This is a genomic window from Apolloniradiicaulis salifontis (assembly GCF_053756655.1).
Genome location: NZ_CM132387.1, coordinates 2702406 through 2716559, shown reverse-complemented (window position 1 = coordinate 2716559; position 14154 = coordinate 2702406). Strand labels below are relative to the sequence as shown.

Below are 14154 nucleotides of genomic sequence, written 5' to 3'. Positions count from 1 at the left end.
TCCGACTCAGGGGACCGAGCCCCACTCCGGCGCATCGGGTATGGCTGGCGGGGACTGTTCGAACGGTTCACTGACCGCGTACCAGAAATCATACTCCGGCCAGCGCCACTCGGCGGGAGGATTGGCGACGATGCGATATCGGGGCTCAGCCTGGAACGCGCCGCACGCTGACCTTTGACGGCACAATTCCCATGGCACATAGCTGACCGTGAGGGTCTGTCCGGCGGGCAAATAGCTTGCCATCGGCGCGAGCGCGCCAGGCGAGACGCGCTCGGCGTGAATTCGCCCGATCAGGGCCGCGACACGCGCGTCTGGGCGCTCGTTGCGCGCCTCCATCAACGCCATGGCCATATTGCGTTCGCGCTCCGCCGTCGTTTCGCCCGGCGCCATGAAGGCGAGAAGGTCGATATCCTGGCCGGCCGCCTTCAGATCCCGCATCCGGATGAGCAGGTCGAGCATGGCCTGGCTCGCCCGCCCGTCGCGCAGGCTCCAGTGGTGGATGGAAGTCAGGGCTTCAAGCGCCGTTTGCGAGCCGTCAGACGCCATGAACGCGTCGAGCGCGGGCTGGGATTCGGCCTCCATTTCAAGACCTGCGATCACTGGCGCGGCGCCGCTCAGAGCGCACACCAACTCTGCGAAAAAGCGCGGGGCCTGGCGCGTGCCGTGCCGCTCTCCGACGATGACGAAGGGCTTGGCGTGGCGATCAAGCAGATGCCCGCTGAGGATCGGCTCGCAGGGCTGAGCCGCGCCCGCCGCTCCGACCAGCGTGGCGAACGCAAGCAACGAGACTAATCCCGTCATGATCGGCTTATGACGCGCACATTGCAGCGCTGTGCTGTGCGACCCTTGATGCAATCGGATCATCAGTCTCCGTATCCCGTGCGTCCATTACTAAGCGGGGTTGCATTCAGAAAAAAGGGTTCGACCGACCGTGTCCACTGCGAAATCAAACACGCCGCAATCGAGGAAGGAGCGTTCAATGCGACGACGCTGCACGCTGGAAGACGATTAGCGAAATCGAGCTGAGCCGTCAGGGCGCCGCCTTGATACCGCGTGGCCTTCGCGACACACTTTGCTGTCTCACGGCGGCTTGCGGTCGGTGCGCTCTTTCCCGCAGTGACCCTATGGGTTAACCACACCCTCCCTCGGCGGCGCCGTCCGCCGTGCAAAGGAGAGTTCGACCCGTGCGATCAAAGCTGAGCTGAAAGCGGCGGCCTTCGTTTGAAGGCGGCGAGCGCCGCGCCCACCGACCCTGCCGCCGATGACGGCGCACGGGCGACCTGTGCAAAACCCTCGCCTTGACGCTCTCAGATCATACCGCCGGTGATGCAAACCGCGCGTTTTACGGGTTACTTCCATGTCTGATTTCGACGACGACGCGCAGCCCCGCGCCCGCGTGCTTTCCAATCTTCAGGTCATCGCCTTTCTGATGCGCCAGTGGCGCCGGCGCCCGGTGGCGTTCGGCTTCGTGATCGGCTTCACCTCCATTGCAACCCTCGCCGACATTTTCGTGCCCGTGGCCGCCGGCGCGCTCATCGATGCGATCGCGGGGCCGGGCGCCGACCGGCAGGGCGATGCGCACTGGATGGCGCTGGCGGCCTTTCTGGGCCTGGCGCTGACGGTGAACGTGGCGCGTCAGTTCATGGTGCGCACCGAGATTCCGTTCTCCAGCGCCAACATGGCCGACATGACCACCGAGGCCTTCGCCACGGTGCAACGTTTTTCGGTGGACTGGCACGCCAACACCTTCGCCGGCTCGGTGGTCCGCAAGGTCACCCGCGGCATGTGGGCCTATGACACGATCACCGCGACGCTCTGGTTCGGGCTGGTCCCGTCGGTGGCGGTGATGCTGGGCCTGTCTTTGTACATGGCGTTCAACTGGCCGCTGGTGGGAATTTATGCGCTGAGCGTGATGGCGATCTTCATCACCGCCTCGGTGCTGCTGGCGACCTATTACATCCGGCCCCAGAACATCATCTCCAACGCCCGCGATTCAGAGCTTGGCGGCGCCATTTCCGACGCGGTCTCCGGCATCGCGACCGTGAAGAGCTTCGGCGCGGAAACGCGCGAGGATCAGCGCTTCCATGACCTCGCCTGGGTGTGGCGGCGCGAGACCAAGAAGACCTGGACGCGCTTTGTGAACACCTGGCTGGTGCAGATGGCGGCGGTGCTGGCGCTGCAGGCGGGTCTCGCCGGCATGCTGGTGCAGCAATGGACCCAAGGGACGGCCACGGCGGGCGACGTCACCTTCGCCATCACCGCTTTCCTGATGATGGCGGGCTATATGCGCCGCTTCGGCGAAGAGGTGCAGAACGTCCAGCGGGGCCTTGATGAAATTCAGGACATCGCCCTGTTCTCGCAGATGGCTGAGCAGATCGCCGACGCGCCCGGTGCGCCGGCCTTCAAGCCCGGGCTCGGCGGGCTTGGGCGTGGCGAGATCGTGTTTGACCGGGTGCGATTCACTTACGGCGGGCAGGACCGGCCGCTCTATGAGGACTTCACCCTGACCATTCCCGCCGGCGAGAAGGTGGCGCTGGTGGGTCCCACGGGGTCTGGCAAGTCCACCTTCGTCAAGCTGGTTCAGCGGCTCTATGACGTGGATTCCGGCGCCATCCGGATCGACGGTCAGGACGTGCGCGCCGTGACCCAGGAGAGCCTTCGCGCCCATATCGCCCTGGTGCCCCAGGACCCGGCCCTGTTTCACCGCACGATCGCGGAGAACATCGCCTACGCCCGTCCCGGCGCCAGCCTTGACGAGGTCATGGAGGCGGCCAGACGCGCGCGCGCCCACGCCTTCATCGAGCGTCTGCCCCTGGGCTATGAGACGCTGGTGGGCGAGCGCGGGGTGAAGCTGTCCGGCGGCGAGCGTCAGCGTGTCGCGATCGCGCGGGCGATCCTGGCCGATGCGCCGATCCTGATCTTCGACGAGGCGACGAGCTCTCTGGACAACGAGACCGAGCGCGATGTCCAGGCGGCCATGGAGGACGTGACGCGCGGCAAGACCGCCATCGTCATCGCCCATCGCCTGTCCACGATCCGCGATGCGGACCGGATCCTGGTGTTCGAGAACGGGCGCATCGTGGAGCAGGGCGGCCATGACGAGCTGGCCGAAGCGAACGGTGTTTACGCAAGGCTCGCGGCGCTGGCGACGACTTGAGCCGGACCGGCTAGACCATGGCGGCGGCGGCGATCAGATCGACGATCAGGACGATCCCCGCCGCCGCGGCGGCCAGCCCCGGCGACAGGCCGAGCGCGCCATGGGCCACGCGCCAGTGCACGAAGAGCCGCACGATCTGATAGAAGGCCAGAAGCGCGCCGACGAGTTGCGCGTTGGCGATCCCGGCCATGTAAAGCGCCCAGATCAGCGCCTGGACGTGGAGCAGCACGAAGACCGTCCAGTTGTGCACCACCAGCCAGGCGAAGAAGCGCTCGCGAACGCCCATCAGCTGGCAGACCGCAAAGGCGACCAGCGGAAACAGCAGCCAGAACCGGGCCCAGATCACCGCCATCTCCACCGGCGTGACGAAAGCCGCCGCCCCGCCGCTGGCGGGGTTTTCGGCCATGAAGAAATTCGCCGACGCGATGAGGAACCAGAAGGCGGGAAACGCCAGCGCGACTCCGGCGAAGGAGGCCACGACGCCGGGCTGGGTGGGGTTGAAATAGCGAGTCCAGTCAGGCTTGAACGCCATGAGCTGGAACACGCCGCGCACGCTCCGGCGCGCCTCGATCAGCAAGGACGGGCCGGGCGGCGTGGGCGGCGTGGGCCTGGCGGGGTCGCTCACGCGCCGAAGACTTCAAAATAGCGCGTGAGCACCCGCTCATAGATTTCGGCCAGGTTGGCGATGTCGGCGGCGGGCACGCGCTCGTCGATCTGGTGCATGGTGGCGCCCACCAGGCCGAACTCGGCCACCGGGCAGTAATCCTTGATGAAGCGCGCGTCCGAGGTTCCCCCGCCGGTGGTCAGCGCCGGCTCATGGCCGGTGACTTCGGCGACGGCGGCTCTCAAGAGATCGGTGAACGGGCCGGTGCGGGTGAGGAAGGACTCGCCGGTGACCTTGAGATCCAGCGCCACCGTGCCCGCGAAGCCGAACCCGGCGGCCTTCGCCTCGTCCTCGATCCAGCGCTTGAGATCCTCGCCCTTGTGGGCGGTGTTGAAGCGGATGTTGAACTTCGCGCTCGCGGCGCCGGGAATGACGTTATGGGCGGTGTTGCCCACATCGATCGTGGTGACCTCCAGATTGGAGGCCTGAAAATGGGGCGCGCCGGTGTCCAGCTCGCGTGCGGTGAGGCGGGCCAGGAGGTCCATGAGCACGGGGATCGGGTTTTCCGCCTTGTCGGGATAGGCCACATGGCCCTGGCGGCCGGTCACCGTGACGACGCCGTTCAGAGAGCCGCGCCGGCCCACCTTGATCGTTTCGCCGAGCACTTGGGGGTTGGTGGGCTCGCCCACCAGGCAGTGATCGAGCTTTTCGCCCTGTTGCGTGATCGCCTCCAGAAGGCGCTTGGTGCCGTTGATCCCGGGGCCTTCCTCATCGCCGGTGATGAGAAAGGCGATGGAGCCCTTCGGCGCGCCGTGCGCCTCCAGATAGGACGCGGCGCCGGCCACCATGGCGGCGATCGCGCCCTTCATGTCCGACGCGCCGCGCCCCCACAGCATTCCGTCTTTCACCGCGCCGGCGAACGGCGCCTCCGTCCACTGATCCACCGGGCCGGTGGGCACCACGTCGGTATGGCCGGCGAAACAGAACACCGGCGCAGCGGTCCCGAGCCTGGCGTAGAGATTGTCCACCTCGTCAAACTTGAAGCGCCTGCAGGTAAAGCCCAGCGCCTCGAGCGCGCCCTGAAGCGTCTCCAGCGCGCCGTCGTCAGCCGGCGTCACGGACTCCGCCTGAATGAGCTTGCAGGCCAAGGGGAGTGGATCTGTAAGGGGGGTGCGTGTCTCGGTCATGGGGGTGATTTAGGCGGTTTGACGCTCCGGCGCCATGGGGTGGCGCCCAAGAACCGCGCCTTGTGGAAGCCGGCGTGCGGAATCGCCCGCCGGCATCTGATCAATGATCACCGCCCTCAACGCCGCCAAAGGCGCCAAGGGATACTCAAATCCGCTTCCGCACAGCGCCTATCCTTATGAGGTGAGGGACGCGCGCAGAATTGGAATGGCGGGGATCAAGCTGGGTCCTGAGGCCCACAAGCGGCTCGAGGCGGCGGGCCAGGATGGGGCTGAGAGACCTGGCTCAGAACCATGAAACGGGACGGGAGTGCGGCTGCAAAGCGGCGCCAGGCCGGTGTTCACTCGCGAGCTCCCGCGCCCGCCGGGCCGCCAAGGCGGCCCGGTACCACTCGGACCCGTTTGTTTGTAGGGCTCAATCCTTATAAGGATCAGATAATCGGGAGCCTTGGAGTGGCGGGACGCATGCTGGGTTCTGAGCCGCACAAGTGGATCGAGGCGGCGCGCCTTGAGCTGGCCGAAAACCGGCCGACAATGATGAATTGGGCCTTGAGCGCGGCTGCAAAGCCGGATCCGGCAGGTGTTTATCAGCGGGCGCCAGCTTCTACACCGACTCTGGCTCCAATACCGGCTCCGGCGGTGAGCCCGACAATACACACGTCAGTTTCCTTATAAGGCGAGATTCTTATGAGATGAACATGAGGAGATTTTGAATGGTCTGGATCACCTTTGACCTTGCAGCGCGCACGCGGATCGTGGCCGCGCGCCTCGACCGGGCTGAGAAACGGCCCGCAATGATGAACTGGGTCGCAATAGCGACTGTAAAGCCTGGCCTGGCAAGTGTTCATCACCGGGCTCCGGCGAAAGCCGCCAGGCCGGTCCGATCAGGCTCAGAGTTGCTCCCTTATAAGGTTTGATCCTTGCAGCTGGTCCTTATAAGGTGGTGGCAATTGGGAGATGTGGAATGGCTGGGATTACGCTGGATCTTGAGGCGCACAAACTGATTGAGGCGGCCCGCCTTGATCTGGGTGAAACCCAGCTCAGTATCATAAAGCGGGCTTTGAGAGTCGCTATAAGGCCGGGGCCGGGATCCGCGCCTCAGCGGGCTTCAACCCCACGCGAGACCGGAAAATACCTTATAAGGCTTGGGGAGCGCCAGTCATTTGCAGGAAGCCAGAAGCAGGCATACCTCACGCTCCTGACCTGGTTGAGCGAGCGCTCACCGGGCTTGCTTGACGCGCTTGCCCACTAGGAGACCCGGCGCGGGCGCCGCATTGTCGCGCGTTCACCGCAAGCGCTTTACCCCCGTAAAGGTCTCGACCGCTACGCCGAGGCGCTCTGCGACGGCTGGTGGGCGGACCTCAATCTTTCAAAAGCCCAGAAACAGCAACGCCTTAGGATCGCGTGCCGGCTGGCGGGCGTGTCCTACGGCCCCCATGGCGAGGCCGACGCCGAGATCTGACGCCTCAGGCCTGCGCGAGGCCTTCTGGATCATCAAGCAAGCGCGCCGGCGCGCCGCCGGCCATAATCGCCTCGCCGGCTTCCAGAGCCTTCAGCGCGCGGTCGGTGCGGATCAGCGCCAGGGCGACGCCCCCGGCGCTGGAGGTGACCACGCCCAGCGGGGTTTCGCCCGCCGTCACCGCATCGCCGGGCGCCGGGGTCTCGCTGTCAAAGCCTAGGCGCAGGGTGCGCTTTCTCACCCCGCCCTTGCGGTGCATGCGGCTGGCGACTTCCTGGCCGACAAAGCAGCCCTTCTTGTAATCCACCCCGCCGAGCCGGTCGTGATTGACGTCGGTGGAGAACACCTCCCCGGCGCCATAGTCGGCGCCGAATTCGGGCACGCCCGCCTTGATGCGGGCTGCGTGGTAGGCGTCGGCCTCGTCGCCGGGGCCGCCGGCTGGCACGATGGCGCGAAGGCCGAGCGCAGGATTTCGCGGATCCGGCGCGGCGGCCAGCGCCACGGTCTTCAGTTCGGCTTCGCCCTCGCCCCGTGCAGCGGCGACAGCGAGATCGCCGCGCAGGGTGATCTCGGCTTTCGCGCGCAGGCGATAGAGGCTGAAGCGCTTCACAAGGCCGGGCGCTTCGCTCAAGGGCGCGTCGATGAGGAGCCCGCCGTCGCCGTCATCGAACACTATGAAGTCGGCCAGCACCTTGCCCTGCGGGGTGAGCAGGGCCGAAAACAGCGCCCCGCCATCGCCGAGGCCTTCAGGGCCCCTGGTGATGACGCGCTGCAGAAAGCTGCGGGACTCCTCGCCTGTGATCGCGATGACGGCCCGGGCGGGGTGGGTGGTGAGAAAATCGTGCAAACTGTGTCTTTCAGACGTCAAATGCTGCGGTTAGGGTTTCGTTAGGGAGCAACTGGGGGGGAAGACCATGTTTCTCAAGCGCCGAAAGGCCGAACCGGCGGCGAATGCGATCATTTCACAGATTTCGCTGACGCGCGCCGGATTCTCCAGTGAGACCATGCGCCCTGAATTTCGCACGTTGCTGACCGAGCAGCGCCTGGATATGGGCGTCGCCGCCGCGGCCGCCGGGCTGGGCTCCGTGCTTGAAGTGCTGCAGCGCGCGCGCCATTGGGCCGCCGTGCGCATTGAAGGCAAGCTTTTGAAGAAAATCGAAGCGGTGTCACCCAGCGTGCTGTTCGACGTGGAGAAGAAGCTGGTCTTCACCTCCGCGCTCACCAAGGAAGCGGTGGCCTATTACAGCTTCCTGTCCGAGGCCCGCGAGGCGCTGAACCAGGCCGCCATAGCCGGGGACGAAGACGCTCAGGCGGAGATTCGGGTGCTTATCGTCAGCGGCATGCTCGCCTTTCTCTCCGCCATTCAGGCTGTCTATATCGAGTATGAAAGCTTTTTCGGTCGCGGCATCTATGATCGCAACGCAGAGAAGCTCACATCCCTGACGGTTGACGACCGGCGCGCCATAGAAGGCTTCTATTCCCGCTTCGACCTTGCGGTGGCCCGGATGGCGCGACTTTTCGAGCGGGAGATCCCAGCGGCGCTGTCGCGCGACACCGTCGCGCTGTCCGACGTCATCGGCTGGGTCAACGGATTGTCCGAATGCATCGTCGCGCTGATAGAAAGCGCCCAGCTGGTCATTGACGGATAGACGAGCCTGCGTCCTCTGGCGCGATCGGGGCGAAGCGGCTAAAGCCGGACGCCCATGACCCGTATTCTGTTCATCACCGCCACGCGCATCGGCGATGCGATCCTGTTCTCCGGCCCTCTGGCGCACCTGCTGGAGGCGCACCCCGACGCGCGCGTCACCGTGGCGTGCGGCCCGCTGGCCGCGCCCCTGTTCGAGGCCGCGCCCGGTGTGGACAAGGTCATCGCGATGGCCAAGAAGAAGGGCGGCGGGCACTGGTTCGATCTGTGGCGCGCGGCTTTGCCCACGCGCTGGGATCTGGTGGTGGACATGCGTGGCTCGATTACCAGCTGGGGCCTGCGGGCGGGCGCGCGCAAGGTGAACCGGCGCCGGCCCGGCCGTGAGCACGATCACCGGGTGCGCGAGGCGGCCGCCGTTTTGGGCCTTGATCCGCCGCCTTCACCGAAGCTCTGGATCTCGGACGACGCGCAGCGCGCCGCCGTCACCCATCTGCCCGAAGGCCGGTCCGTGCTGGCGGTCTCTCCCGCGGCGTCGGCGCGCTATAAGGAATGGGCTCCGGAGCGCTTCGCCGCGCTGATCGACGCGCTTGCAGGACCGGACGGCGCGATGCCCGGCGCGGTGGCGGCGCTGTTCGGCGGGCCTGGCGACGAGGCGACGGCGAAAGCCGTGAGCGCCGCGTGCCGGCACGCCGACATCATCGACCTCACCGGCAGGCTCTCCCTGCCTGAAACCGCCGCCTGCCTGTCGCGGGCGCGCCTGTTTGTGGGAAATGATAGCGGGCTGATGCACATGGCGGCGGCGGCCGGAACCCCGACGCTGGGCCTGTTTGGTCCCACTGATGAGCGCATTTACGGGCCGTGGGGGAACCGGGCGCGATCCATCCACGCCGGCGAGACGGCCGATGAGAACGCCCGCGGGACGCTGCGTCATTCAGAGCAAAGCCTGATGGGCGCGCTGGAGACGGGTGCGGTGATCGACGCGGCGCGGGCCCTTCTCGCCGACACCGCCTGAGCGTCCGCGAGAGGTCTCGAGCGACAAACGCCGGAGCGAGGTCAGGCCTCACCCCGGCGCATCAGCGTCTACTCGCCCTCGGTCATCGTTTCGCCCATCATGGCGTCGCGGACCGAGCGGAACTCGTTGTCTGCGTACCAGTTGGGCCAGTCTTCTGAGTCCGTCACCTGGCGGGCGACGTCGTACATGAGCTGTGTGGACTGCACGAAGCCGCGCATGTCCCATTCGCCTTCATACTCGTCGGCCGGCTTGTGATAGCGCTCGGCGCGATAGCCGGCTTCGACCTGGGCGCCGTACTCGGCGCCGCGTTCGGCGTGGATGGAGCCTGAATCCGCATACAGCATCGGCACGCCGCGGCGCGCCAGCGTCACGTGGTCTGAGCGGTAGTAATACCCGGCTTCCGGGTTGGGATCGGCGGTGAGGCTCATGCCGATCTCGCTCGCCTTAGCCTCCAGGATATCTTCAAGCTCTGAGGAGCCGCGGCCGATCACCACGATGTCTTCAGTCGGGCCGATGGGCAGCATGCCGTCGAAATTGAAGCCCGAGACCGTCTGGTTCAGCGGCACGAGCGGCTCCTGGGCGTAGTATTCGCTGCCCAGAAGGCCCTGCTCCTCGGCGGTGACGGCCACGAAGATCACCGAGCGTTCCGGCGGCGTTTCAGCCGACGCGAAGGCCTGGGCCAGTTCCAGAACGGCGGCCGTGCCCGACGCATTATCCACCGCGCCGTTATAGATCTGGTCGTCGCCGGCGAAGTTCAGCCGCTCGCCGATATGGTCCCAGTGAGCCATGAACAGCACGTATTCATCGGGGCGCTCAGACCCCTCCACCATGCCGGCCACATTGCGCGAGGTGAGTTCGCGAAGCTCATTGATCAGGGTCGCGGACAGCTGCGCGCCCTCTATGGCCACCGGTTCGAAGTCCGGCGAGGCGGCGGCGGCGGCCAGCTCGGCGAAGTTCAGCCCGACGCTGTCGAACAGGGTCTCGGCGACGCTCTCCTGGATCCAGGACTGCACGTCCACGAAATCATTGGTGGCGCCGGTGGCCAGGATGAATTGCGGGCCGGACCAGCTGGAGCGCACCGTGCCCCAGCCATAGCTGGCCGGGTCTGTCTGGTGGACGATGATGGCGCCCTCCGCGCCCTGGCGGGCGGCCTCTTCAAACTTGTAGGTCCAGCGGCCGTAATAGGTCATCGCCTCGCCGTTGAAGATGTCGCCGTCCGGATTGGCGTAGCCGGGATCGTTGATGAGCATGACCACGGTCTTGCCCTCCACGTCGACGTCCTCATAGTCGTTCCAGCCATATTCCGGCGCCACGATCCCGTAGCCCACGAACACCAGGTCGCTGGGGTTCAGGATCACGCCGGCTTGCGGGTTCTGGCTCCAATAGGTCACGTCACCGCCCACCTGCAGGCCCATGGGCGCGCCGTTGACGATGATCTCGTAGGTGGACTGGTCTTCCTGCAGCGTGGATTCGATCAGCGGGACCGGCTGGAACCAGCCGCCGTCCTCGCCCGCGGGCTGCAGACCGGCGCGCTCCATCTCCGTGGCGATCCAGTCGGCGGCGGGCTCGCCCTTGTCGCTGGCCGGGGCGCGTCCGCCGAAGCGGTCATCGGCCATGACTGCGATGCGGTAGGCGAAGTCCTCGGCGGTGATGTCGTCGCTGGTCTCGGAATGGTAGGGCCAGCCGGCGTTCTGGGGCACGGTGTAGGCGATGCGCGCGCCGTCCTCGCTGACCTGCGCACCGGCGCCCGGCTCGGCGTCGGGGGCCATGGCGGATTCGACCGCGCCGGAGTCCGGCTCGGCGGTCTCATCCTGGGTCACAGACTGGGTCTCCGGGGCGGTCTCCGCCACGTTGGTTTGCGCGTCGCCGGCGTCCGGTCCGCACGCCGTCAGCGCCAGGCCGGCGGCGGCGCTCATCAAGGCAAAGCGTAACATTATAACTCTCCTCGTAAAATTCGATTGCGAGAGAGCACCAAAAACCGGACGCGAGGGCAAGGGGGCCGGGTTATAAGGACCGCCCCGTCAAGACCGGGCGCGCCGCCGCTTCACCGTCCGAAGGCGCCTATTCTGCGGCGTCGCCACGCGCCTCGCTCTCATCGTCATCCGCCTCATCCTCGCGCCCATCATCATCGGCCTCCATCGGGCCCAGCAACGCGACGGTCTGATCGGTGGGAAGCTCATCGACGGTGCGCAGCTTGCGCGACATGACCCGCGTGCGCTGGTCGACACTGTCAAGGTGGTTGCCGGCCTCCTGAAGCTTCTTTTTCACCTTGCCGATAAAATCGCCGAACTTGTTGAATTCAGTCTTCACGGCGCCGAGCACCTGCCAGACTTCGCTCGACCGCTTCTCGATCGCGAGGGTCCGGAAGCCCATTTGAAGGCTGTTGAGGAGCGCGGAGAAGGTGGTCGGGCCAGCGACAATGATGCGAAAATCGTTCTGGAGCCGGGCGGCGAGTCCGGGCCGCCGCAGGACTTCGGCGTAAAGCCCTTCGGTGGGCAGATACATGATTGCAAAGTCGACCGTGTCCGGCGGCGATATGTATTTTGAGGAAATTTCCTTGGCCGAGGCGACGATGCCGCGCTCAAGCGCCACGGCGGCGACCTCGACCTCCGCCGGATCACCGCGCTCGGAGGCGGTGACAAGACGGTCATAGTCCTCGGTGGGAAACTTGGAATCGACGGCGACCAGGGTCGGCTTCCCGTCGTCATCCTTGCCGGGCAGGCAGATCGCGAACTCGACACGCTCGGCCGAATTCGTCTTGATCTGCGCGTTCTCCTGGAACTGGTCGGCGGTGAGCATGTCGGAAATGAGATTTCCAAGCTGCACCTCGGCCCAGGTTCCCCGGGTCTTCACATTGGTCAGCGTCCGCTTCAGGTCGCCGACGCTGCCTGCGAGCGACTGCATTTCGCCAAGGCCTTTGTGGACGCTTTCAAGGCGCTCGCTGACCTGCTTGAACGACTCCCCCAGACGCTTCTCGAGTGTCGACTGAAGTTTCTCGTCGACGGTCTGGCGCATCTGGTCGAGCCGCTTGCCGTTGTCTTCGCGCAGCTCTTTGAGCTTCTCATCCAGCTGGGACTGGATCGCTGACTGTTTGATCTCCAGGCGCTCAACCAGCTTGTCCCCCTGGTCTGAAAGCGACTTCTTCAGATCCGCTTGGGCTCTGGACGCCTCAGTCAGCCGTTCGGACATGAGCTTCCCGAAAGTCTCCAGCTGCTCTTTTTGGAGCTCGCGCAGCTCTTTGAACTGGCGGGCATTTGAATCGGTCAGACTGTCCATCTTGCGCTCTAGTGATTCGCGCTGAGCCGCCGCCGCTTCGCCCAGCTCCTTGCGCAGCGCTCCGGCGTCCTCGCGCGCCCCGCGCCCAATCGGATCCAGAGAGGTCGCAAGCAGTGCACGGAAGTCTTCCAGCGGAAGTTTGGGCGCGGGGGGCTTGCGCAACAGAACAACAACCAACAGCACGACGGTGACGGCGTTTGCCGCCCCCAGCACGATCAATCCAAGATACAGCTCGTTCATCGCCTCGCCTTCGCACCTTCAAAAAAGAACGAAACATGACCCTAGCGGATTCGCGAGCGGCGCGCGCCTTGCATTTCACCCTGTAAGCAGCCCCAGAGGATGAGCGCGATGCGTCTGTTTGAGACAGCTCTTGGCGAACTCGGCGTCCGTGATCGGGACGCGTGGCGTGATCTGGCCCATCAGGACGGCGCCCTGACGAGTCCCTACCTCCTGCCTGACTTTGCTGATCTGGTGAACGCCGAACGCGGCGATGTGCGCGTGGTGATCGCCGAAGAGAACGCTCGCCCCGTGGGGTATTTCGCCTTTCATGGGCCGGTGGGCGGCATTGCGCGGCCCGCCGGCGCGCCGTTGTCGGACTATCAGGGGTTCGCCGCCGCGCCGGGGTTTGCAGTCGAGCCGGGCGCTCTTCTCAAGGCCATGGGGGCGCAGGCGCTGGTCTATGACAACTGGGCCGGCGCCGCGCCGGGGCGCGCGCGGTCTCGTGGCGGCTCGGCCGTGATCGATCTGTCGGGCGGGGCCGACGCCTGGCGAGATCGCCGGCGCGCCCTGTTCAAGGATCACTTCAAGAAAACCGCCCGCCGGCGGGCCAAGGCCGAGCGGGAGTTCGGCCCCGCGCGCATCGTCTTCGGCGATCCCGACGGCAAGCGCTTTGACGCCTTGCGGGTGATGAAGGGCGGCCAGTATCGCGCGTCCGGACTTTATGACGTGTTCGGGCGTGGCTGGACGGGCCGGGTGTTTGAACGCGCCGCCCAGCGCAGCTTCGGTCCCCTGCGCGGCCTCATGGCTTCGCTCTATTTCGGCGAGCGTCTGGCGGCGGTGGAGATGGGGGTGCAGGCCGGGGGTGTCTATCACTCCTGGATTCCCGCCTATGACAGCCGCTTCGCCAGCGTGTCGCCGGGCCTGCTCCTTCTGGAAGGGATCATCGCCAGGGCCGAGGGCGCCGGGATCACCCGCATCGATCTGGGCAAGGGCGAGCATGACTACAAAAAATACTACGCCGATTATGAAATTCCGCTAAGCGCGGGCAGGGCGCTGAGCCCGGGGCTCGCAGGGGCGCGCGTGGCGGTCTGGGAGATCGCCGAGGCCGCCGGCGCGATGCTGCCGGGCCGTCTGGGCCAGGCGCCGGCCAAGCTGCGCCGGCGCTGGGCGCAAAGCGCGGCGGTGGCCCCCGCCTACGCCCAACGTTTCGCGCTTATGGCCGAAGCCGTCGCCGCGGCGCCGAAGCGCATGGGCGCTTAACGCCAATCAGCCCCCACCGGTCGCATCAGGGTCCTGGCGGAAAAGTTCGGGCCGCAAGGGCGGCGCTTGCCGGGGAAACCAAATATTAGCCCTGCCGGGCTATGCTCCCTCTACGGTTCCAATGAGTCACGAAGGTGGGGCGATGTCCCGGATGCGTCTTCTGATCCTGGCCGCGGCGGCGCTTTGCGCGGCGTGCGGCGTCGCCGCCGGGGCGCTCTCGCTCCTGGGCGGGGCGGTGGATCAGGCCGTGGCCTTCACCTGGCCGGGGCTCGCCGGCGCGATCGGTCTCGCGCTCATGGCGCCGGGCAAGGCGGCTGACTTGCCGGTCGATTAAACCA

General features: G+C 66.1%; 11 protein-coding genes. 5 read left to right on the top strand and 6 right to left on the bottom strand.

Annotated elements, in window-relative coordinates; genetic code table 11:
* Positions 1-6: 6 nt before the first annotated feature.
* Entirely contained in the window at positions 7-801 is a 795-nt protein-coding gene (locus tag ACWCOP_RS12920) for a TraB/GumN family protein (RefSeq protein ID WP_478248697.1), read from the bottom strand.
* Between the two features lie 556 nt (positions 802-1357).
* Here ACWCOP_RS12920 and ACWCOP_RS12915 point away from each other — a divergent pair.
* Positions 1358-3157 carry an ABC transporter ATP-binding protein gene (locus tag ACWCOP_RS12915; protein WP_478248696.1) on the top strand — a complete coding sequence of 600 codons (1800 nt, stop codon included), beginning with the start codon at positions 1358-1360 and terminating at the stop codon, positions 3155-3157.
* Between the two features lie 10 nt (positions 3158-3167).
* On the opposite strand, the gene ACWCOP_RS12910 is transcribed toward ACWCOP_RS12915, so the two are convergent.
* The 3 genes from ACWCOP_RS12910 to ygfZ all read right to left on the bottom strand — a co-directional run bounded on the left by ACWCOP_RS12910 (position 3168) and on the right by ygfZ (position 7251).
* Positions 3168-3782: a hypothetical protein gene (locus tag ACWCOP_RS12910; protein ID WP_478248695.1), complete on the bottom strand. Its 615-nt coding sequence runs from the start codon at positions 3780-3782 to the stop codon at positions 3168-3170.
* A complete protein-coding gene (gene dapE / locus ACWCOP_RS12905; RefSeq protein WP_478248694.1) occupies positions 3779-4948 on the bottom strand; it encodes a succinyl-diaminopimelate desuccinylase in 1170 nt (389 codons plus the stop codon). The genes ACWCOP_RS12910 and dapE overlap by 4 nt, the downstream gene beginning before the upstream one ends.
* Positions 4949-6411: 1463 nt before the next feature.
* A complete protein-coding gene (ygfZ, locus tag ACWCOP_RS12900) occupies positions 6412-7251 on the bottom strand; it encodes a CAF17-like 4Fe-4S cluster assembly/insertion protein YgfZ (protein WP_478248693.1) in 840 nt (279 codons plus the stop codon).
* 67 nt (positions 7252-7318) lie between these two features.
* Between ygfZ and ACWCOP_RS12895 the strand changes: the two genes are divergently transcribed.
* Positions 7319-8053, top strand: coding sequence for a hypothetical protein (locus ACWCOP_RS12895; protein WP_478248692.1), 735 nt, complete (start codon positions 7319-7321; stop codon positions 8051-8053).
* 54 nt (positions 8054-8107) lie between these two features.
* Positions 8108-9061, top strand: coding sequence for a glycosyltransferase family 9 protein (locus ACWCOP_RS12890; protein ID WP_478248691.1), 954 nt, complete (start codon positions 8108-8110; stop codon positions 9059-9061).
* Between the two features lie 68 nt (positions 9062-9129).
* Here ACWCOP_RS12890 and ACWCOP_RS12885 read toward each other — a convergent pair whose 3' ends face one another.
* Together ACWCOP_RS12885 and ACWCOP_RS12880 are read right to left on the bottom strand one after the other, a co-directional pair.
* Positions 9130-10995, bottom strand: a complete 1866-nt coding sequence (locus ACWCOP_RS12885) for a M28 family metallopeptidase (RefSeq protein ID WP_478248690.1) — start codon at positions 10993-10995, stop codon at positions 9130-9132.
* A 127-nt stretch (positions 10996-11122) separates the two neighbouring features.
* Positions 11123-12550: a DNA recombination protein RmuC gene (locus ACWCOP_RS12880; protein WP_478250692.1), complete on the bottom strand. Its 1428-nt coding sequence runs from the start codon at positions 12548-12550 to the stop codon at positions 11123-11125.
* Between the two features lie 135 nt (positions 12551-12685).
* Between ACWCOP_RS12880 and ACWCOP_RS12875 the strand changes: the two genes are divergently transcribed.
* The gene (locus tag ACWCOP_RS12875; protein ID WP_478248689.1) at positions 12686-13816 is read left to right on the top strand and encodes a GNAT family N-acetyltransferase; all 1131 of its coding nucleotides are present in this window, start codon (positions 12686-12688) and stop codon (positions 13814-13816) included.
* 142 nt (positions 13817-13958) lie between these two features.
* Positions 13959-14150 (top strand): hypothetical protein, encoded by a 192-nt coding sequence (locus tag ACWCOP_RS12870; protein WP_478248688.1) that lies wholly within the window; start codon positions 13959-13961, stop codon positions 14148-14150.
* Positions 14151-14154 lie beyond the last annotated feature (4 nt).

Excerpts from the sequence above, each read along its gene's own strand:
- ACWCOP_RS12920 (WP_478248697.1), bottom strand. The coding sequence starts at position 801 with ATGACGGGATTAGTCTCGTTGCTTGCGTTCGCCACGCTGGTCGGAGCG.
- ACWCOP_RS12915 (WP_478248696.1), top strand. The coding sequence starts at position 1,358 with ATGTCTGATTTCGACGACGACGCGCAGCCCCGCGCCCGCGTGCTTTCC.
- dapE (WP_478248694.1), bottom strand. The coding sequence starts at position 4,948 with ATGACCGAGACACGCACCCCCCTTACAGATCCACTCCCCTTGGCCTGC.
- ACWCOP_RS12895 (WP_478248692.1), top strand. The coding sequence starts at position 7,319 with ATGTTTCTCAAGCGCCGAAAGGCCGAACCGGCGGCGAATGCGATCATT.
- ACWCOP_RS12890 (WP_478248691.1), top strand. The coding sequence starts at position 8,108 with ATGACCCGTATTCTGTTCATCACCGCCACGCGCATCGGCGATGCGATC.
- ACWCOP_RS12885 (WP_478248690.1), bottom strand. The coding sequence starts at position 10,995 with ATGTTACGCTTTGCCTTGATGAGCGCCGCCGCCGGCCTGGCGCTGACG.
- ACWCOP_RS12875 (WP_478248689.1), top strand. The coding sequence starts at position 12,686 with ATGCGTCTGTTTGAGACAGCTCTTGGCGAACTCGGCGTCCGTGATCGG.
- ACWCOP_RS12870 (WP_478248688.1), top strand. The coding sequence starts at position 13,959 with ATGTCCCGGATGCGTCTTCTGATCCTGGCCGCGGCGGCGCTTTGCGCG.